This is a genomic window from Leucogemmata humicola, from assembly GCF_055379415.1.
In genome coordinates this window covers 5,238,123-5,258,047 of sequence record NZ_AP040875.1, presented here as the reverse complement: position 1 = coordinate 5,258,047, position 19,925 = coordinate 5,238,123, and the positions used below count along the sequence as shown (strand labels likewise).

Below are 19,925 nucleotides of genomic sequence, written 5' to 3'. Positions count from 1 at the left end.
GAAAGAGGAGGGCGACTTGGTCGCCCTCCTCTTTCTATATCGTGAGACCTTTGCGAAGACTACGGCGTCGGAACGGCAGATGTGATCTTCACCAGTGCGTTGCCGTTGAGGATCAATCGGTCAGCGGCGAGTGCGCCAGTGATCGAGCTCCCACCGTTGACCGTCACCGTCCCGTTCGGCGCGAGCACCGTGCCGGTGACAGCCACGTTGCTGTTCAGCGTCAGCCCGCCCTGCGCAATCTTGAGAGTGAGCCAATCGGCGTTGCCGCCGGCGTCAATCGAGCCGTTGAGTGACACTGCGTTGCCAACCGTCAGAACGACTGGACCAACGATCTGCACCGACGACTGACCGTTGAGCACGAGGTGCTGTAGGTCGTACACCGACGGTGTCGTCGCACCGGCCACGCCGAGCACGATCTTGTTTGATCCGTTGATCGTGATGTCGCCGTATGCTCCGGCGGGCATCGTCACGGAACCGATGGCGCCGTTGATCGTGAAGTTGCGCACCGTCTCCCACGCGCCAATCTGATCGCTCGGCGAATTCAAATACACGCTGCGCGTTCCGGCCGGTGCACTTGGCGCGGCGACGGTCGGAAGTGCGATTGGATCCGTGCGTCGGGTGAGTGTGCCGAGCGTCGAGCCGCCGTTGAGCGTGACGATGTAGTTGCTCGGCGACGCGCTGCCGCTGCCGTCCATCGTGTTGCCGAGCGACGGAGTGCCATTGATGCGAACGATCGGAAGGCCGGGTACGAAGAGCTTGCCGGTGATTTTCGAACCGCCATTGAAGGTGACGTTCTCGCCGAGCATCATCTCGAGCGAACCATCGAGGCTCGCGTTGAGCGTCGGTGCGTGGCGCACGAGCGCCGCAATCGGTGTCGGATTGGCCGCGATCGATACGGTTGCCGACGACGTGCTCGGCCAGCCGAATGCGTCGGTAACTGTGAGCGTCGCAGTGAAATCACCGTGGCCGGCGAAGGTCTTGGTCACCACGGGACCCGAGGCATCGGTGCCGTCGCTGAAATGCCAGGCGAAGGTGAGCGCCTCTGCGCGTCCGAGGTCCGTACGGTTCGCGTCCGGATCTGAGCTCGTCGATGCGTCGAAGGTGACGGGCGTTCCTTCCGTGCCGGCGCCGCTCGTCGTGAATGCGGCGACGGGAGCGTGATCCTTGTAGTCGAGTGCCGGTTGGAAGCCGGTCTTGAGCAGCGAGAGGAAATCGTAGCCCGTCGACGCTTCGATCTTGTCGACCGTGGTCAGATACTTCGCCCACGGATCGTTTCGCACGCCGGAAATGTTCGGCATGTTCACGGCGAGCAACGTCAGGCCGGTGAGATCGTTGAAGCTCTGAACGTTCGCGCGCGTGAACGGATTGTCGCCCGTGCGCGGTCCGATCAGCGCGACCTTCCACGTGCTGTCGGGAATGGCAATCTTGCCTTCGTTCTTCACGAAGTTGAGTGCGTGCGACTGGCTGTACAGTGGACCGGTAATGATGTACACCGCGCGTCCGGCGCGCGCCGAGTCGGCAAGGGCATTCTCGAACTGCGCCCACACGCCCTGGTTGAGGTCGGCCATCTGCGGCACGACGTTCGTGAGGAAGAACGTGATGGCGTTGTCGACGTTGGCCAGCGTGCGGTCGGCCGAGCGCGTCATGTGTCCGCGATCGAAGCCGCCGTTGGTGTAGTCCGATGTGAAGATCTGCTTGTCGCTCGGAAGCAGCGGATCAGCGGTGAAGCAGTTGCAGCGATCTTGGCCCGTGACCATCTGTCGCGCATCGAGCTCATACGACACCCAGTTGGGCGTCCCGCGCGATTCGTTGTACGAGAGAACGTATTGCGCGCGACGAATCAGCAGGTCGTTCGGATTCGATGTATTCGCACCGGTCGGATCGCCGAATTCGTCGTTGTTCGCATAGACGGATGTCGGCGCTGAGTTGGGCGCTTCGATCGTGATCGGATGCGAGATGAACGTGTACCCAGCGCCGCCGCCGGTTGGCGTCGCGGTGATGCGGATGCCTGGCTTCGAACCGTCGGTCGGGGCAGACACGCCGGTGACGATGCCAGTTCCCTGAACCGTCGCCACGGTGGCGTATTGCGGATCGACCGCCTCGAAGGTGAACGTCGCGGGAATCACCGTGCCGCCCTGTGTCGTACGTGCGGTTGCGAAGAGCTGCGTCTGGAAGCCCGGCGGAAAGCTCGCGGACGAGCTGCTCACGTCGACCCAGTTGATGCCTTCGCTATTGATCATCACGTTGACGGCCGCGCTCTTCGTGACGCCGCCCGCGACGACCGTTGCGGTGATCACGACCGGTTCCGAACTCGGCGACACGCCGGTGACGAGACCCGTCAGGCTGACCGTAGCGACGGCCGTGTTTCCGGATGTCCAGGTCGTGCTTCCGCCGACGACCTGATTCTCGCTCGCGTCGAGCGCAGTCGCGGACAGCTGCGTCGTCGCACCGGCGAGAATGGCGAGCGAGCCAGCGATCGTCACGTGATCGAGCGGGCCAACGACGCACGAGCGTGGCGCTGTTCCGCCGTTGCGCGGCGCCGGCCCGTCGGTAGCAAAATCGGTCGCAGCATCTGGCGTGTAGAAGCAACCGCCGCTGCGACGGAAGCCGGCGGCCGTGGCGCTCAGTGTCGCCGTCGACGTTCCGCAGTTCGTGCCCGAACCATAGCTCACCTGATCGACGACGGTGATTCCCGTGGGACAGGCAACGCCCGCGGGCGTCACGGACTGAATGAGTAAAGTCTTACCAGCGCCGGCGGCCATGCTGATGCCGCCAGACACTTCCGGTGTGGGGAGATCGACCGTGCCGCCGGTGCCCGCGGCTTCTCCGACGAGATAGTACCCACCGGCCGGGATCGTGCCGGTGAGCGGTGTCGCTTGCGTGAAGGCGCCAGTCGCCGACGCGTACTGCACGCTCCATCCGGTGACGTTGATCGCGCTCGTCGTGCGATTGAACAGTTCGACATAATCGTTCTTGAACGTCGAGCCCGCGTTGCCGCCGCCACCATAGATCTGGCTGATGACGATGTCGCCCGCGTGGTTGGTAACTCCGCCGGCCGCCGCCACGCTGAGTTTCGCGGTACCGACGATGCTATTGGCCGACGTTGCGGTAATCGTGACAACGCCGACTGCAACGCCGGTCGCGATACCGCTTGCGTCGACCGTAGCGATCGTGTTGTCGCTGCTCGACCAGGTGAACGTGGTCGTTGCTGAATTATTCGCCGCGTCCTTTGCCGTCGCCGCGAAGGTCGTGGTTGCGCCGACGAGAATCTGCGTCGAATCCGGCGCGACGGTGACCGTCGCCGGCGGACCGGCGAGTACCGCGCAGCTGTGCGTTGGGCTCGCGCTGTTGCGCGGCGCCGGTGCGACAGCAACGAAATCCGCAGACGGATCGCCGGACCAAGTGCATCCGCCATCCTTTCGCTGCGCGGCGAGCGTGTTGCTCACCGCTGGCGTTGGCGGTGGACAGCTCGTCGCTGTTCCGAACGCCACGAGCTCGATGAGGCCCGTCGTCGGACACGAGCCGGTCAACGCCGTGGCTTGCGACGCAATCGCGACCTTTCCCGCAGTCGCCGACATTGCGATAGTGCCGCTCGCGTCGGGTGTTGGCAGCGGTGTCGTGCCGCCGGCGCCGGGTCCTTCTTGGACGAGATAATAGGCGCCAGGTTGAATCGTCCCGGAGAGTGCCGTTGCTGCCCACGTTGTGCCGGCAGATGACGCGTACTGCACGCTCATCCCGGTCAGCGATACTGGGTCGGTGCCGGGATTAAAGATTTCTATGAAGTCGTTCGTGAACGTCGCGCCAGCATTTCCGCCGCCGCCGTAAATCTGCGTGATGATCAGCGCCGGGTGATTCGGCGCCAGATCTCGGCGGGATCCATCCGGAGCCATGATCCCGCGCGGACCGGTCGCGTTATCGGTGCAGGAGAGGAGAATGAGCGCACTGAGGACGGTGGCGCTCGTGCGAACGAAGCGCGCAGAAAGTCGACGCATGTTGTGTTTGGGGGACGTGAGACGCAGGGCACCCGACGTCGGGCCGCGGACTGACGCGCGGAATCTACGAGCGGTTCACAACGCTGCTATGCGGTTGCGACACGACGGTGTCACGAAATCACGGTCGCTCGGGCCAGCGGCCTCAGCAGGGGTGCGTGGCGATTCCGATCGGCTATCGCCACCACGCCGCAAGAACATCGTCAGCCACTCGACCTTCAGTTGCTTCGAGGTCGAAGAAGCTCCCAGTATTGCCGTTCGTGAACACCGCGATCACGATCGGCCCCGCCGGCGCCGGCGGATACATGATGCCCACATCGTTGCCGAGCAGCGGCGGCCAGTCGCCCGTCTTGTGGCCGATGCTCGTGCGGAAGCGGATTCGCTGCGGCAGTCGCGACGTGTACACCTGCTGTCGCAAAATGCGACGCATCTCGGTCGTCGACTGCACACTCGCGAGTTGACCGCGCTCGATCTGCTCCAGCAGCCTGCTGATCTCGCGCGCAGTCGTGCGACCGAGCCACTTCGACGAATCGAGCACGAAGGCGACATTGCGCCGGGCCGCGGCGCTGTCGTTCGGCGATCCGCGCTCGAACACCTCGCGGTCGGTCATCGTCGAGTACTTCGGATCGAGCGCCTCCCACACAGCACGGAACGTCTGGCTCACAGTCATGCGGAGCCGAGTATCGCGATAGCCGAGTGAGTCGAGCATGTGATTCACTCGCGCGAGACCGACTTTGCCGATCATGATGTCGGTTGCCGTGTTGTCGCTCGTGACGATCATCTGCGTGATGAGATCGCGAAGCGTCGGCTGGAGCCCGACGGCGAAGTTCTGCAGCAAGCCGGTGCCGCGTCGCAGATCCTCTGGGCGGATCGTGTACCGCTCGTCGAGATTCAGCCGACCAGCGTCGGCGTCGCGAAAGGCGAGGATCATCACCGGAATCTTGATGACGCTCGCCGTGTTCATCGGCTCATCGGCACGTACAGCGACTTCGCGCCCGCTCGAGAGCTGCTTCGCGTAGAACGTGCTGTGCGCAGGGAGCGAGTCGAGTCGCGCGCGCACGAGCGATACGAGGCTAGGGTCGCTTGGACGGCCCGCTTGTGACACGGGCGACGGTGGACCGGATTGCCAACTCGCACCGCTGCATGCGGCGAGTGAGATCACCGCGATGGTCGCGGTCGTACGCCGGGACATGACCATGCGATCACGCTACCGCTAATCGGGTCGACCGTAAAGAGGAGATTTCACTTTGCGTCGGGCCACCGCGGCGTACAGTTCGCCGCCGTACATCGACGGCCGCGTCGCAATCACATTCGGCGCGGTCAAACCGGCCGAACTGACAAGCGCCGGCAATTCTGCCAACGGAACGGGGAAGGGAACCCAGCGGCTGGGTCCGCGACGGTCGTACTCGATGATCACGACATGGCCGTTGGGTTTGACGAGCGACGTGAGCCGTGCCAGTACCTCGCGCGCGTCGGGCATGAAGTGCAGCGTGTTGGCGAACAGTACGCCGTCGAGCAACGCGTCGCCGAGGCCGGGTAGTTCGAATGGACGCGAGAGATCCGCGACGACGGGAGTGACGCTCGCGTTCGTCGACTGAGACCACTGCTTGATCGACGTGATTGCGCTCGCGTCGCGATCCACGGCGTAGATGCGACCGTCAGGACCGAGGAGTTCGACGAGTGCGCGAGTGAATGTGCCGTCGCCGGCGCCGAAATCGGCCCACCGTTGAGCCGCGGCGAGCGGCACTGCGTCGCGGATCAGATCGACGGCGTCGCGGTCGTCCATGCCTGTGTGGGCGGCGAAGCCAGATTCAGCTGCATGAGCATTCTCTCGTGTTCGTCTATCAGGGGAATACGACTTGCTTTTCTTGCTGTTGACTTCAGTAGGGATGGGCAGCAATGAAATTCTTGACGCGACGCTGGCGGCTCGGGACGGCGCTAACGCTTTTCCCGATCATCCCCGCCGCGCTCTTGTGGTCGACCATGCGGCCGACGCACAAAGCCGATCCTCCCATGCGCCTCGTGGTGAGTCTCTCGGCTCGCGAGCTGAAAGTGATCGAGAACGGAGATGTGGTGAAAACATACGGCGTTGCAGTTGGCCGACCGAGCCATCCCACGCCGACCGGTTCCTTCCAGACTGGCGACATCGACTGGAATCCGAGTTGGACGCCGCCGCCGACTGATTGGGCCAAGGACAAGGAATACCAACCCCCCGGCGCAGCGAGCAACCCGATGCAGGGCGTGAAAATCTATTTCAAAGCTCCTTATTACTTCATTCACGGCACCAACAATCCCGGATCCATCGGAGAGGCGGCGTCACATGGCTGCCTTCGTATGACGTCCGACGACGCAGTATCTCTCGCACATCGAATCGTGGACGCGGGTGGGAGCGTACCGCTCACCATCACGGAGTAGCGACGGATTCGTAGAAAGAACGCGCGCGGCCTCGACGACTGGGGCCGCGCGCGACGTTTGTCAGCCCAAGTTTTCCTGCACGAACGTCGGATTCGTGTGAATGTCGAGCTGCACGAGCGGCTCGTCGCCCGTATTCGTGAAGCTGTGAATCTCCCCAGCTTTCACGACGAGAATGTCGCCGGCCCCAGCATCGATCGATTCGCCGTTCACCGTCCAGCGGCCTCGCCCGGATTGAATGAATGCAATCTCATCATATGGATGGCGATGCGGTCCTGGCCCGCGCCCCGGTGGCGCGTTGACGAGATACACCGATACGCCGACATCTCCCTGCTGAGCGCCGATGAACTGGTGTGACATACCGACGAACGGCAGCTCGGTTCTGCGAATGATGTGCATGTGGAGAGTTCTTCAGATCTGAAGTGAGGGTGCCGAATCGACCTGCCGAAATATCGTTTGGCCGTCGTGTCGATTCGTGTGGGTCTCGATCGACGTGTTGGTAAGAGCAGGCACGGTGGCCGTCACGAAACGGTTCGTCCCTGCCACCACCCGAACGGAGATTCACCTATGCAATCGGCAATTCTGCCAACCCAAGCCACGAGAACGACTTCGTGGCTCAGTCGCGGCCTGAGTGGGATCGTCGTCCTGTTTCTGCTTTTCGACGGAGTCATACACGTTGCGAAGCCGACTCCCGTCGTCGACGCCTTTGCTCAGCTCGGCTACCCGCTGCGCGTTTCCGTGGCGTTGGGGGTCATCGAAGTGATCTGCGTCGCGCTGTACGCAGCGCCGCGCACGGCAGCGATTGGCGCTCTGCTCCTCTCTGCATACCTCGGCGGCGCGACCGCGACACAACTCCGCGTTGATCCCGGCTGGTTTCCAATCATCTTTCCCAGCCTGCTGGGCCTGATGCTCTGGGGCGGATTGGCCCTTCGCAATCCACGCGTGCTCGAGCTGTTCTTTCCGAGCGACGACTGAATCGACTACGCACACGCTGACGAGACGACGATGAAATTCATGACGATGGTAAAGTCCGACGAAGGGTTGGGGCCGCCGCCGAAAGCGTTGATGGACGCGATCGCGAATCTCGGAATGGAAGCGATGAAAGAGGGCGTGCTCGTCGAAAGCGGTGGCCTCGCGCCGATGGCGAAGGGTGGACGCGTTCGTCTGTCAGCTGGCAAGGTCACGGTGTTCGACGGCCCGTTCACCGAGGCGAAGGAAGTGATCGGGGGCTATGCCGTCTATGATCTGAAGTCGCGCGAAGAAGCGATGCGGTGGGCAACGCGCTTCATGGAAATCCACCGCGATAACTGGCCGGGCTGGGAAGGCGAAGCCGAAGTGCGTCAGATCTTCAGTCCGTCAGACTTTCCTCAGTGCTGACGGACCGGCGAGTCGGCATCACAGACTCGCGCTTCTCCGACCGCCGAAAAGCCGAATCCGTTCCAGCGATAGCGCATCGTTCGAGTCGTTGAAGTTGTCGGATCTGGCCGAATGAACGAATCGCCCCGATGCAGCGCGCAGACCTGCCCGTTCGAATCGACCGTTGCGTCGATCAGCGGCCATGCGAGCGCGGTGCCGCGCCACTTGGCGACGAGTCCGTGTTCGTCAACGCCATACACGTGCGGACGCAACGCAACTTCGCCGTCCATCTCCGACGGGTGTCGCTCGAGAGCGAGTAGCAGTGCGGATTTGTCGTCCGCTGCCAGTTTTGGCTCGAGCGATACGAGCGACGCACGACGCGTCTGCCAGCGTCGCGAGCCGCCTTTCCAACCTTCGAGCACGACGTTGTCCGAACTGTCGGACGCAGACCAGGAAGCTGGCCGAATCTCGACGCCAGAAACGCTCAACGTCGGCCGGAGCGGAAAGGTACATGTCGCGATTGCACTGTCGTTCGCGACACCGGTAATGACAGGCACCGCCGATCCGCGTCGCGCGTGGGTCCTGATTCCTCCACACGCCACGCGTCCGTTGCGAATCGTGCAATCGGCGATCAGACCTTCCTTCGTTTCTGGATATTTCTGATCGAACACATGGTTCCCGAGCGAGTAGAACACGGGCTTGCCATGCACGCAGTCGGGTCGTTGGACGACGTGCGGGTGGTGACCCACCACGACATCGGCTCCATGATCGACGAGCCACTCTGCTGCCGATCGTTGCTCTGAGCTCGGCCAATTCTGAAGCTCGTTACCCCAGTGGATGGAAACGACGACGAGATTCGCGAGGTTGCGCGCCAGTCGAAGCTTCTGCGCCAGCTCGATCGACGGCACCGCCTGCACCTGCCCGTCGGCCGCCTTCTCCACCGTGACCGCGATCATCGCCACAGTTTGCTCGCCGAACCGTACGAAGCGAGGCGAATGAGCGAAGTCTAAACCGAGAATGCCTGCAGCCGCTAACGCACGCTGCGTCCGTGCGCGACCGTCAGGCCCCGCATCGCCGGCGTGATTGTTCTCGAGCGAGACGCCTCTGATTCCGGCGCGCGCCATCAGGATCGGCGCGGTATCGGGCGACGCAAAGCAGATGCGCCCCTGCGACACTCGGCAGTCAGTATCGGTACCGATCGCACCCTCGAAGTTTCCGGCGACCCAATCGGCTTTGGAGAAGAGGCTCGCGAGTGAATCCCACGGAGAGCCACCGGTTCGATCGATCTCGACCTTTACCTGCCGGGCGAGAAGGATGTCTCCGGTGAACAGCAGTCGAACATCGTGGTCGCGCGACGCGTGGCCCGCGAGCGCAACCGCAGCCAACGCGACGCAACCACTCAGGATTAGCGCGACGCGGCGGAGCGACACAGCGAGTCGGCGGGAGCAATGAGGGGCTGAACCCACGCCGGTCGCGCATGAGTGTCGATCTCTTTTCGCCAGCGCTCATTGTCGTACAGCTTGTCGGATCGAAATTCGTAGTACGAATACGTGCTGCCGATGACGATCTGTCGTCGTCCGAAATACGGCGCGATCTGTCGCCAGCCGAGTGGTGCGCCGACCGCGACCTCGAGGAGGCCGTGCTCGAGATCGCCGGTGACGTCCGCAATTTTGGGAACAGGCTCCGGAATCGTGATGCCGAGGTCCTTCTCGGCGAGGCTCTTGTAGAGTTTGAATTGATGTTCGGCAGACCCGCCGATCGAGCGAATCGCCTCGTATTCGGATTCGCTCAACGCCTCACCGCGCAATTCCTTTTCGGCCATTCGTGCAAAGCGCCTCGCTTCCGCAGCGCTCTCACTGAGTCGCGCGAGAATTCCTTCGCGCAGCGGCTTGTCGTTCTGCCACTCACTGCCAGTCGTGCCCGAGCCGAGGTCGGTCATCGTGGCGACGCGCTTTGCGAGCGCGTCGTAGATCGACGCGATTGCATCGAACGTCTTTGGCGCCGGCTCGACGTATCCGCGAGGGACGTCGGCGATGAGTTCCTCGAAGCCGCCCTCGCCACCCTCGGCGGCGGCGGGTCGCTCGTTGACGAGAACGGTTGCTTCGCGAATCGTCGCCCATGACGCGAGTCCCGTCTGTAGTCGCTTTGCCGACCAGAGCGGGCTGCCAGCAGGCGCGCCCGGGAATTTCGTCGAATCCGCCCACTCGACCGCGAGGGCGTCGAGCCACTTCTCGTAGATCGACGACGTTTCGGTATCGGCTGGTCGCTGCGACGCGATTCGATTGAAGACAGGTCCGAGGCGCGGATACGCCGCGAGATCGGGCGCGAGAAGCGATCGCGCGAGCGCGCTTCCATAGACCGTCGCGACGTCGAGTCCCGACGCCAATTCTCGGATTCCGCCTGGCCCGGCGATTTGCTGATCAGCGGGCCACTTACTGTGAAACACGCTCGATTCCAGCGCCTCGTTGTCGACGCCCCAGCTGAGCGGAAAGACCGATTGGTATTCCCACGGGTGGAGCGCGTACGACGCGATCTGATTGCGGCTATCGACGTTCCACACGAGCTGAGCTCGCGACGGCGCGATAAACGGGCGATAGACGTTGATCCACTCGATCGCTTTGCGCTGCACGTCGGGCGGAAGCAGTGCGAGCGGAGCGGGATCCATCGCATTCAGATGCTCTTTGCGATTCAGCTCCGTGAAGTAGTGCACGCCGCGGAAATACTGACGCATTTCCGGGCTCGTCGTGTAATGGCCGCGCGGCATCAACTCGGCGAAGTTGAACTTCTCGTCGAGAACGTCCGACATCACTGATGTGCTGTCGTTGGCGATACGTCCGGCCTCACCGGTGGTGACGCCGCCATGCATCGCCGCGAGCGCGGCGAACGCTCTCGCCCAGCGAGACGCGCGTACGTCATTCGACATCGAGCTCGACATCGACGCGTTCGCCGCACTGACGAACGACCAGAACGCCGGCATGGCGTGGCGTCGCTCGAGAATGATGAAGACGCCGTTGAACGCCGCTCCAAAATTCTCCCAGAACAGATCAGTCGTGGCGAGAAGCGGCGCTTCGCCAGTGCCGTATCGGTTCAGGTCGTAGATGTCATAAAGCTGCCCATCGCCCTTCTGTTCGAAAAAAAGGCCACCGTTCTTGGTCAGCAGCTCTTCATCGCATGCGCTCCCTGCGAGCTGCCACGCGTTGGCGACGTCGGGGAGGGAAACGGAGATCGGCGCATACACCAGCGAGCGCCTGTTCCCCGTGGCGACGATTCCGATGACACCCTTTCCGTCGGGAACGGAGACCGGCGCGTCGACGAAGGTGTACGCGGTCGCCTGCCGGCCGACGGCACCGCGTGCTTCGCGAATCACCGCGACGCCGGGTTGTCCGCTTTGCCACTGCAAATAGAAAGCGCCGTTCGGTGTGAGGCTCAACGAGCCACCGCACGGCACATTCGACAGCGTTCGGTCTTCGGTCCACTGCTGCGAGTATTCGACCGCGTGCGGGCAGCCGCGACGATCCTGCCAGATGAGCGGGTGGCCGCTCGGATGAAACGCCGCAGGAAACGCCGACTCGGTTATCGGCCCGCCCGGCTGAGCATCTTCGTCCTTCAGTTCGACGACGGCCGACTTTGGACCAGCAACCTGATACTCGAGCTTTCCTGTCTCGGTGATCGAGCGGAGCGACGATGTTCCGTTCGGAAGCTTGGCGGCGAAGAACAGTCGATACCGAATGCTGTCACGCGTGTAGAACGGCCGAGTCCCGACGATCAGTCGTCCAATTTCGCGCGGCGTTTTGAAAAGAACGGCCGAATGCCACGTACCGCCGTCGTTCGTGAGCCCGACGATCTGGGATGTGTCCTTCACCGAGCCGCTGACGAACAGCGCGCGTCGAGCTGGGTGGCTAGCGATGCTGCGCGCGACGAACCCGGTTGGCAAATCTGCCACTGGTGTGGTGCGATCGTCGCCGGCGGTCCATGTGACGACACGCTGTTTGCCGGCCGAGTCACGAACGACGAGTGCGACTTCAGGGCTAGTTGGCGATGCTGCCAACGCGATCGGCGTCAGGCTGCCAGGAAGCACGAATTCTTTGGCGGATACGGGCGACGCGGTCACCGACTGTGGCAGTGCCGACTGTCCCAATCCGCTTCCGGCGTTGGAGTGGCGCACCGCTCTCGCCGAATCTCCAAAGCGACCGCAGGCCGCCAACAAGGGAAGCGCCAACCATTTCCACGGTCTCAATGAAGTTGACACAGTCGCGTTGCTCGGCGGTCGATCAATGAGGGATTCCAAACATTCTAACGTCGTTGAATGACGATCTGCGCGGTCACAAATCACGCGAAAAGGAATCCATGCGCCGCTGAGCGTCTTGCCACTTGACGCGCGGCTGACCCGGGCGCAATAATAGACCTCAGACTCTGTACTCTTACTCTGAGGCCCCGGCCGTGTCCGACGCCCTTCCGCTCGTAAAAGGCACCCTCGATATCCTCGTGCTCAAGGCGCTGTCCTGGATCCCGATGCACGGCTTCGAAATCACGCGCTGGGTCGAAGCACGCTCCGGCGGCGCGCTCGACGTCCGCGACAGCGCGTTGTATCAGGCGCTGCAACGCATCGAAGAGCGGGGGCTCGTCGTAGCCGAGTGGGGAGTGACAGACAACAATCAGCGCGCTCGATATTACCGGCTCACCAAGGCCGGACGCACGCGTCTCGCCGCCGAAACTGCACAGTGGGTGCGGTACGCAGATACCGTGACCGGCATTCTCACGTCGACGGCCGGACCGGCCTGAGGACACGACGATGCGAACCCCTGAGATTCGACCTGGCATTCGCCGACTCTTCCGCCTTGCCGCGCGAGCCGATCACCGCGCCGAGGCTGATGACGAGATTCGACTCCATCTGCAGCTGCGGGTTGATCAGTTGGTGCGCGAAGGAATGACGCCCGACGCCGCACGCGCCGAAGCAGAGCGGCGCTTTGGTTCGGTGGACGAGGAGCGGCTGCGCTTTCAATACGCCGCGCGCCGGCGCGAGGGCCGTATGCGAGTTCGTGAATGGCTGGACAGTGTGCGCCAGGATCTTCGTTACGCGGCGCGCACGCTCCGTCGCGATGCCGGCTTTACTGCCTTCGCCGTGCTCATCGTTGGGCTCGGCATCGGCGCGTGCGCGACTGTGTTCAGTCTCGTGAACGGCGTGCTTCTGCGCCCTTTGCCTTTCCGCGACCCAAGCCATCTTGTCTGGATCTCGAACATCGGCGACGACGGCGTTGCCGAGTGGCGGCTTCAGGTCTCGCACTACTTGGACCTCGGAACTCGAAATCGCTCGCTCGATGGAATGGCCGGCTACTACGCCTACTATGGAACGGGCAATGCGCTTCTCTTAAATGACGGTGAGACGCAGCGCCTCACACGCGTAGGCGTCACCTGCAACTTCTTTCCCTTTCTCGGTGTGACGCCGATGCTCGGCCGTTCGTTCTCGGCCGAAGAGTGCCTGTACGGTGCGCATGCGAGCGTCCTGCTGACCGAATCGACGTGGCGAAAGCGATTCGCCTCGGATCCCGCGATTGTTGGTCGAACGCTGACAATCAACGATGCGCCGGCGACTGTGATCGGCGTGCTTCCGGCGTCATTTGATTTTCCAAGCGTCTTTGCACCAGGCACGACAGCCGACATGTTCGGCGCGTTTCCGCTGAGCGACGAGACCAGCCGTCAGGGCAATACGCTGGCGGTCATTGGGCGCCTGAAGCCCGACGTTCCGCTCGCCCGTGCGCGCAGCGACCTGGTAGAGGTCGGCAAGCAGCTTACCGCCGAATTCCCACGCCGCAACACGATTCGGCCGAAAGTGCTCGCACTCGACGATCGGGTCAACGGACAGGTTCGGCCCGCGTTGTTCGTGCTCGCCTGCGCCGTTGTCGCGGTGATGCTGATCGTCAGCGCGAACCTGTCGAGCTTGCAGTTTGCGCGCATGTCGGCACGACAGCGTGAACTTGCGGTGCGGCTCGCACTTGGCGCGGCGCGTGGGCGTCTCATCCGTCAGACACTCACGGAAAGCCTGGTTCTCGCAGGCGCGGGTGCGTTGCTCGGCGTTGCCCTGACTGTCGTCGGCACGCGCGTCGTGTCGCATCTCAGCGCCTTCGACATTCCACTCCTATCGCGTGTCGGTGTCGATGGCACGGCGCTCGGCGTCGCCGCGCTCGTCGCCGTGACGACCGGCGTGCTGATCGGTGTCCTCCCCGCTCTTCACTCGCCGTCCGACGTTCATGATACGCTCAAGGAAGGACTGCGCGGATCGACGAGAGGAGGACATCATGCGCGCGTGCGCTCCGTGCTCGTCGTAACGGAAATCGCGATGGCCTGCGTGCTACTTGTCGCATCTGGACTGCTCGTCCGCAGCTTCCTGCACGTGCTCGACTTGCAACTCGGCTTTCAACCGGAGCGCGCCAGCGCACTACGCGTCGATCCGCCGAAGCGATTCCGCGATCTGACGATCGCCAACGCGTACTACGACGACGTTGTGCGTCGCGTTCGCGCCGTTCCCGGTGTGACGGCGGCTGGGCTCAGCGACCTGCTGCCGTTTGGCGGTGACCGCAGTTGGGGCGTGCACGGTCAGGGCCAGGTCTACGCGCGCGGGCAGTATCCCGAGGCGTTCATTCGTGTGGTGGGCGACGGCTATTTCCGCGCGATGGGCATTTCGATTCGCGCTGGCCGCGATTTCAGCGAGGGGGACGCGCCCAACGCGGAGGCGGTAGTGATCGTGAATGAAACGCTGGCGCACACGCTCTGGCCGAATCGCGATGCAATCGGGCAAGCCATCGAACAAGGATCGCAACTCCTACGTGTCGTCGGAGTGGTGGCTGATGTTCGTCATAGCACGCTCGAGCACGCGTTCACGAACGAGCTGTACTACCCTATGCGGCAGGGGCTCGATTACTACGCCATCAATTTGGTCGTGCGAACGAGCCTTCCGCAGAGCCAACTCACGTCGTCGGTCCGGGCGGCGCTGGCGCCTGTCGCGCCGGAGGCGTCGAAGAATCAGTGGCGCGCCCTGCAAGAATTGATTGACAAGGTTGCATCACCTCGGCGATTCGTCGTGCTGTTGCTGAGTGGTTTCGCCGTCTTCGCCGTGATCCTCGCCGCGTTGGGGATCTACGCTCTGGTGTCTTACAGCGTCAGTCAGCGCACCCAGGAGATTGGTATTCGCATGGCGCTCGGCGCGTCGGCCGGAGACGTGCGCGCGGGAATCATGCGCGGCACTCTAGGCCTGGCTGGCATGGGTCTCGCGGCGGGTATCATCACCGCGGCGCTGCTCGTTCGCTCGCTGAGCGGAATGCTGTTCGGTGTTACGTGGGCCGACCCCGTGAGCTTCGCCGGTGCGCTCGTGCTTCTCGCCGTGGTTGCGGCGGCAGCGGGCCACTTTCCGGCGCGGCGTGCGTCGCGCGTTGATCCGAGCGTCGCTCTGCGCGACGGATAGCAGACAAAGAGTTGTAAAGAAAACCAATCTTCATGCCACTGGTCGGCACGGCGCGGGCGTTCTTCCCGAGTGCCGTACCGACCAGTACGTTCGTTCCTACTACTCGTCGAACGAGTGCCGAGGACGCTCTCAGGCCATCACGAGAGGGACGAATGCACGGGACTGCGATCGTACTGCTCGTCAACATTGCGCTGTTAGCCAATGTTCAGCTGAGTACTCAAGCTGTTGCCGTGTGGGAACGACACCGGCTGCTGATCGTTACGGTGTTCTCGGCGCTGATGCTCGTGAAGCTCGCGCTGATCATACGACTTCTCATCGAACGCCGGCAGCGATTGCGCGCACAGTTGGCGGTCGAGCAACAGCTCTCGTATGTCGCCCACATTTCGCGTGTCGCAACCGTAGGTGAACTAGCCGCAACGCTGGCCCATGAGCTGCGCCAGCCGCTGGCCGCGATTCGATACAATGCGGAGACGGCGCGTCGATTGATTGCTCGGCCAGATTCGAATCCCGTCGAAGTGAAGGAGCTACTCGAGGCCATTTCGTTGGATGACGCCAGAGCGTCGGACGTCATCGATCGCGTGGTCACGCTGATCCGGCGCGAGAATCGTCAGACCGAGCGTGTCGACCTCAATGAAGTTTGTCAGGGCGTGTGTCGTCTTCTACTCTCTGCGGCGACCACGCGTCAGGCCACGGTCGAGCTGTCGCTCGAGCCGGCGCTGCCGCTGATCGTCGGCGACGTCGTGCAACTGCAACAGGTTGTTCTGAATCTCGTACTCAATGCACTCGAAGCGCTTTCCAACGCCCAGGGAGCTCGAACGGTCGTCGTGGCCACCAGCAGCAGCAGCAAGGGCGTCGAACTCTTGGTGCGCGACTCAGGCCCCGGCGTCGGGTCTGATATTGCCGACCGACTGTTTGAGCCATTCTTCTCGACGAAGGAGCACGGTCTCGGAATGGGGCTCGTCATCGTGCGGTCGATCGTAGAGCGACACGGTGGTAAGATCGAAGCCCAGGTCCACTCGGTTGGCGGCGCAGCATTTCGGGTAATGTTGCCGCTCATTGCCGCCGGCGGTGCTGCACATGCCGCAAGCGGTAGCGCCGTTGCGGGAGGCTCGCCCATCGCGTAGCGTGGCCGAGTGAACACACGCTCGATCCGCCCATGGATCCTGGTCTCGACGATCTGGATTCTTCCCGCCATCCTCGGCTCGCTCAATTCGCTCGCCCAGCAGGGGCTGTCCGGCGAACGAATTCAGTATCGTGACATTCTGTTCGGCGCGTTCGACTGGCTGATTTACGGACTACTCACGCCGTTCGTCATCGCGCTCTCGCGCCGCTTTCCTCTCGCGCGGCCACTGCGTCGGCGAAACGTCGTCATTCACGTCGCGTTTTCCCTGGTGTTCTGTTTTGCGTGGGCAGGTGGCGGAACGTTGCTCAAGCTCGTGCTGCAGCCGAATTCGTTTGGCGGAAGCATCGGCATGTTCTATGTGAGTTGGGTGTTCACGACGTTTCCGTTCGGAGTCGGTGTCTACTTCTCGATCGTTGGCGCTGAGCACGCGCTTCGATACTTCGCTGAGGCTCGCGATCGAGACGCACAGGTGGCGCGACTGTCGGAACAGCTCACGGGCGCGCGACTCGCGGCGCTTCAGGCGCAGCTGAACCCGCATTTCTTGTTCAATAGCCTCAACACGGTGAACGTGCTGGTGCGTGACGGCGAGAATGCGTCGGCTACCCGCGTGATCGAGCAGCTTTCAGACGTTCTACGTACGACGCTCAATCGCTCGCGCGACAGCGAAGTATCGCTTGACGACGAGCTCGCGCTGCTCCGGCAGTATCTCGCCGTGGAGCAGGCACGCTTCTCGGATCGCCTTCGTCCCGCGATCGATGTTCCGCAATCGCTGCTGTCCGCGGCTGTTCCCAGCTTCGCGCTGCAGCATCTGGTGGAGAACGCGGTTCGACACGGAATAGCGCGGCGTTCCGACGCAGGACGAATCGTCGTGTCGGCGAAGCGCGACGGAGGTACGCTCGAACTCTCCGTCACCGACGATGGCGGTGGGTTGTCGGGAGAGGCAACGCAGCCGGGGCATGGTCTGGAGAACACACGCGAGCGATTGCGAACGCTGTACGGCGACGCGGCGTCGCTCGAGTTGGTTGAGGCTCCGGATCACGGAGTGATCGCCCGACTGCGGATTCCGTATCGCGAAGTTCTGTTGCGCGAGGCTCGGCGTGACGACGACCGATAGCTGGCGTGTTCTCATCGCCGACGACGAGCCCGCTGCTCGCCGCGGCGTGCGTCAGCTGCTAGCGCCGTTCCCGCAATTCACTGTCGTTGGCGAATGTCGTGACGGCCGCGAAGTGCTCGCGTCGCTCGATACTCTGCGTCCGGACTTGCTCTTCCTCGACATTCAGATGCCTGAAGTGAATGGCTTCGAGGTCATTCGCCGGCGGACTGTCGACAGAATGCCGGTCGTCGTCTTTCTCACGGCGTACGATCAGTTTGCGATCAAAGCATTCGACGCCGAGGCCCTGGACTATCTCGTCAAGCCGGTGAGCGAGGCGCGGTTCGCGGCGACGATCAAGCGCGTGGAGAAGCGTCTGCGCTCGGGCGATGGTGCGCCGCGCGAGCAGAGCATCGTCGTGTCCACGGCGCGTGGTGCCGTGGTGCTTCCACTCCGAGAGATCGATTGGATCGAGGCCGCGGACTACTATGCGCGGCTATGGGTTGGCGCGCGAAGCTACCTGTTGCGAGAATCACTTGCCCAACTCGAGCCGCGCGTTGCCGAGCATGGTTTCGTGCGCGCGCATCGTCAGGCGCTGGTCCGAGTGGACGGCGTGCGCGCGCTCAACGCGAACGCGTCGGGCGACGTGGTCGCCGTGCTTGCGAGTGGCGCCAAGGTGCCTGTGTCGCGTCGACGTCGTGCGGCGTTTGCCGCGGCCGTTCGCAAACATTCTCGCTAACGTCCCACTCTATTTCCCGATTCGCTTCGCCTCCATGGTCCCGGCGTCGAGCAACCAGGTCTTTCCTCCATCAACGCTACGATCGGACCGCCACAAAAAACTGTCCGCGCCGATGGCGAGATAGCGAATGCGTACCAGAGTGCCTCGGTTGCGTTGAATTGCGAATCTCGACGAGCCATTCGACCACGTGAGGCCAGGCTGAATCCCGCCGCCGTACGAAGACGCTCCAATCATCTGCCAGACCTTCCGGTCTGGATCGAACACGCGATACGTATAGAGGCTCAGACCCGTAGGGATCGTCGGATCATCGGGACGCCAGTGATCCTCGATCAAACCGCCGCCGGGGCGCTTGTCGAAGGTCCAGTGACCGACGAACGGCGGAAGGAACGTTCCGTCGCCGTTGCGCGCCTGGAAGCGAAATTCCCAAGTGCCGATCATCGCATCATAGTCCGCCGGTGTGCCTGCTTTGTTGGCAGTATCCCCAATCGCGAAATTGGCGCCGAGTGTGTCGGGCAACAAAATTTCTCGGCTCATTCCCACGGCGCTCGGCTCGAGCTGCCAGTACGGATTGACCCACGTGTTGCCCTGTCGCACAAACAGCTCCGTCGCTCGACCACGGGTCGTGTCGCGCTTGCCGTTTGCCTCGACGATCACCGCATAGTTCGACTGCACGAGCGCATTCTGTCCCGACGGCGTGATGCGCGTGTTTTCGAACTGGACGTCGATGAATCGACGCTTCGAATCGACGAAGCCGCGCGCGCCGGACATGATGTCGCTCCGCGTATTCCAGCGCGGTTCGCCCACGCCCTCGAGCGTTGCAGCCGCCGGCGGAATGAATCGGCGAAGGAGCGCGGTATCGTTACGATACCATGCGCGCCACACCGTATCACGCGCGGCGATGAGTTGCTGCTCGAGCGGCGCGACCTGCGCAGCGAGCGGGCGAGTGAACATCGCGGCGCACAGCAGAACGGCGGTGAGTGTTTTCATGGCCGCACGCTGCCTGCGCCGGCGGCCGATAGCGAGCGAAACTCAGTTATCGGCGCACTGTGTGCCGCGAACGGCGCCCAACCGCTCGCGTCGATGTCAGCTGAACTGTCGTTTGAACTCTTCGAACTGCGTGCGCAGATCGGCCATTTCGCGCCGCAGCTCTTCGATCGTCGCTTCGAGTGCGGCCACGCGCGAGTCGCCGGCCGGTATCACGGGCGCGATCGCCGGAGCGCCGGCCTGTTCTGTTTCAGCCACCGGGCCCGACAGAAGGTGTGTATATCGCACTTCCTTCTGTCCCGGGCGTCGCGGCAATTCCGTCGCAAGCTCGCGCGCGATCAGGCGCCTCAACGTCGATTCCAGATCCTCCGTGGTCGCGAACTCGGCAAGCCGACCCGTTCGCGTTTTGATCTCAGCGACGGTCTGCGCGCCTCGCAGCATCAACACGCACATCACCGCGAGCTCCGGCGGATCGAGCTGGAGCTTCTCCGCCACGAGGTGCTGGAACTTCATGACGCGCGAGTCGCTCGGCTGAATCGCACGCACGAGCGACTGTTGGCGCAGGTTGTTGATCGCCCATCGCACCGAGTCGTCGCTCAGGCTCATCACCGGATCGCGATTCGTCGACTGATTGCACGCAGTCGTCAGCGAGTTCAGGGAGAGTGGATAGACGTCGGGCGTCGTCGACTCTTTCTCGATGAGCGCGCCGAGGATTCGCACTTCGATGGCAGAGAGCTGCATGGCCATAAGGTAACGGATCATCCGGTGTATGT

The 19,925-nt window shown here is 62.9% G+C and carries 16 protein-coding genes; 8 read left to right on the top strand and 8 right to left on the bottom strand.

The window, feature by feature from the left end; translation table 11 throughout:
• Positions 1-59: 59 nt before the first annotated feature.
• The 3 genes from AC6H4Z_RS22610 to AC6H4Z_RS22600 form a co-directional block, all read right to left on the bottom strand.
• On the bottom strand, positions 60-3,992 hold the full coding sequence (locus tag AC6H4Z_RS22610; RefSeq protein ID WP_497544235.1) for a DNA/RNA non-specific endonuclease: 3,933 nt from the start codon (positions 3,990-3,992) through the stop codon (positions 60-62).
• Between the two features lie 172 nt (positions 3,993-4,164).
• Positions 4,165-5,187 carry a serine hydrolase gene (locus tag AC6H4Z_RS22605; RefSeq protein ID WP_497544234.1) on the bottom strand — a complete coding sequence of 341 codons (1,023 nt, stop codon included), beginning with the start codon at positions 5,185-5,187 and terminating at the stop codon, positions 4,165-4,167.
• 15 nt (positions 5,188-5,202) lie between these two features.
• Complete coding sequence (locus AC6H4Z_RS22600) at positions 5,203-5,775, bottom strand: class I SAM-dependent methyltransferase (RefSeq protein WP_497544233.1); 573 nt, start codon at positions 5,773-5,775, stop codon at positions 5,203-5,205.
• Positions 5,776-5,888: 113 nt separating this feature from the next.
• Between AC6H4Z_RS22600 and AC6H4Z_RS22595 the strand changes: the two genes are divergently transcribed.
• The gene (locus tag AC6H4Z_RS22595; protein ID WP_497544232.1) at positions 5,889-6,404 is read left to right on the top strand and encodes a L,D-transpeptidase; all 516 of its coding nucleotides are present in this window, start codon (positions 5,889-5,891) and stop codon (positions 6,402-6,404) included.
• 60 nt (positions 6,405-6,464) lie between these two features.
• Here the strand turns inward: AC6H4Z_RS22595 and AC6H4Z_RS22590 are convergent, their stop codons facing one another.
• Positions 6,465-6,800 (bottom strand): cupin domain-containing protein, encoded by a 336-nt coding sequence (locus AC6H4Z_RS22590; RefSeq protein ID WP_497544231.1) that lies wholly within the window; start codon positions 6,798-6,800, stop codon positions 6,465-6,467.
• Between the two features lie 168 nt (positions 6,801-6,968).
• Here AC6H4Z_RS22590 and AC6H4Z_RS22585 point away from each other — a divergent pair, with 168 nt between their 5' ends.
• Both AC6H4Z_RS22585 and AC6H4Z_RS22580 read left to right on the top strand, forming a co-directional pair.
• Complete coding sequence (locus tag AC6H4Z_RS22585; protein WP_497544230.1) at positions 6,969-7,376, top strand: DoxX family protein; 408 nt, start codon at positions 6,969-6,971, stop codon at positions 7,374-7,376.
• A gap of 30 nt (positions 7,377-7,406) precedes the next feature.
• Positions 7,407-7,778 carry a YciI family protein gene (locus AC6H4Z_RS22580; RefSeq protein WP_497544229.1) on the top strand — a complete coding sequence of 124 codons (372 nt, stop codon included), beginning with the start codon at positions 7,407-7,409 and terminating at the stop codon, positions 7,776-7,778.
• On the opposite strand, the gene AC6H4Z_RS22575 is transcribed toward AC6H4Z_RS22580, so the two are convergent.
• Positions 7,769-9,187, bottom strand: coding sequence for a CapA family protein (locus tag AC6H4Z_RS22575; protein WP_497544228.1), 1,419 nt, complete (start codon positions 9,185-9,187; stop codon positions 7,769-7,771). The genes AC6H4Z_RS22580 and AC6H4Z_RS22575 overlap by 10 nt on opposite strands.
• Entirely contained in the window at positions 9,163-11,922 is a 2,760-nt protein-coding gene (locus AC6H4Z_RS22570) for a DUF3160 domain-containing protein (RefSeq protein ID WP_497544227.1), read from the bottom strand. The genes AC6H4Z_RS22575 and AC6H4Z_RS22570 overlap by 25 nt, the downstream gene beginning before the upstream one ends.
• A 275-nt stretch (positions 11,923-12,197) precedes the next feature.
• Between AC6H4Z_RS22570 and AC6H4Z_RS22565 the strand changes: the two genes are divergently transcribed.
• From AC6H4Z_RS22565 to AC6H4Z_RS22545, 5 genes are all read left to right on the top strand, one after another.
• Entirely contained in the window at positions 12,198-12,539 is a 342-nt protein-coding gene (locus AC6H4Z_RS22565; RefSeq protein ID WP_497544226.1) for a PadR family transcriptional regulator, read from the top strand.
• Between the two features lie 10 nt (positions 12,540-12,549).
• On the top strand, positions 12,550-15,216 hold the full coding sequence (locus AC6H4Z_RS22560; RefSeq protein ID WP_497544225.1) for an ABC transporter permease: 2,667 nt from the start codon (positions 12,550-12,552) through the stop codon (positions 15,214-15,216).
• A gap of 152 nt (positions 15,217-15,368) precedes the next feature.
• Complete coding sequence (locus AC6H4Z_RS22555) at positions 15,369-16,340, top strand: sensor histidine kinase (protein WP_497544224.1); 972 nt, start codon at positions 15,369-15,371, stop codon at positions 16,338-16,340.
• Between the two features lie 9 nt (positions 16,341-16,349).
• A complete protein-coding gene (locus AC6H4Z_RS22550; RefSeq protein WP_497544223.1) occupies positions 16,350-17,453 on the top strand; it encodes a sensor histidine kinase in 1,104 nt (367 codons plus the stop codon).
• Positions 17,437-18,168, top strand: a complete 732-nt coding sequence (locus AC6H4Z_RS22545) for a LytR/AlgR family response regulator transcription factor (protein WP_497544222.1) — start codon at positions 17,437-17,439, stop codon at positions 18,166-18,168. Before AC6H4Z_RS22550 ends, AC6H4Z_RS22545 begins: the two co-directional genes overlap by 17 nt.
• A gap of 9 nt (positions 18,169-18,177) precedes the next feature.
• Here AC6H4Z_RS22545 and AC6H4Z_RS22540 read toward each other — a convergent pair whose 3' ends face one another.
• The gene (locus tag AC6H4Z_RS22540; RefSeq protein ID WP_497544221.1) at positions 18,178-19,155 is read right to left on the bottom strand and encodes a nuclear transport factor 2 family protein; all 978 of its coding nucleotides are present in this window, start codon (positions 19,153-19,155) and stop codon (positions 18,178-18,180) included.
• A gap of 96 nt (positions 19,156-19,251) precedes the next feature.
• Positions 19,252-19,893, bottom strand: coding sequence for a YceH family protein (locus AC6H4Z_RS22535; RefSeq protein WP_497544220.1), 642 nt, complete (start codon positions 19,891-19,893; stop codon positions 19,252-19,254).
• Positions 19,894-19,925 lie beyond the last annotated feature (32 nt).

Bases quoted from the DNA above. Each gene is read 5' to 3' on its own strand.
- AC6H4Z_RS22595 (WP_497544232.1), top strand. From the start codon at position 5,889: ATGAAATTCTTGACGCGACGCTGGCGGCTCGGGACGGCGCTAACGCTT.
- AC6H4Z_RS22555 (WP_497544224.1), top strand. From the start codon at position 15,369: ATGCACGGGACTGCGATCGTACTGCTCGTCAACATTGCGCTGTTAGCC.
- AC6H4Z_RS22605 (WP_497544234.1), bottom strand. From the start codon at position 5,187: ATGGTCATGTCCCGGCGTACGACCGCGACCATCGCGGTGATCTCACTC.
- AC6H4Z_RS22590 (WP_497544231.1), bottom strand. From the start codon at position 6,800: ATGCACATCATTCGCAGAACCGAGCTGCCGTTCGTCGGTATGTCACAC.
- AC6H4Z_RS22600 (WP_497544233.1), bottom strand. From the start codon at position 5,775: ATGGACGACCGCGACGCCGTCGATCTGATCCGCGACGCAGTGCCGCTC.
- AC6H4Z_RS22610 (WP_497544235.1), bottom strand. From the start codon at position 3,992: ATGCGTCGACTTTCTGCGCGCTTCGTTCGCACGAGCGCCACCGTCCTC.
- AC6H4Z_RS22540 (WP_497544221.1), bottom strand. From the start codon at position 19,155: ATGAAAACACTCACCGCCGTTCTGCTGTGCGCCGCGATGTTCACTCGC.
- AC6H4Z_RS22580 (WP_497544229.1), top strand. From the start codon at position 7,407: ATGAAATTCATGACGATGGTAAAGTCCGACGAAGGGTTGGGGCCGCCG.
- AC6H4Z_RS22560 (WP_497544225.1), top strand. From the start codon at position 12,550: ATGCGAACCCCTGAGATTCGACCTGGCATTCGCCGACTCTTCCGCCTT.
- AC6H4Z_RS22585 (WP_497544230.1), top strand. From the start codon at position 6,969: ATGCAATCGGCAATTCTGCCAACCCAAGCCACGAGAACGACTTCGTGG.
- AC6H4Z_RS22535 (WP_497544220.1), bottom strand. From the start codon at position 19,893: ATGCAGCTCTCTGCCATCGAAGTGCGAATCCTCGGCGCGCTCATCGAG.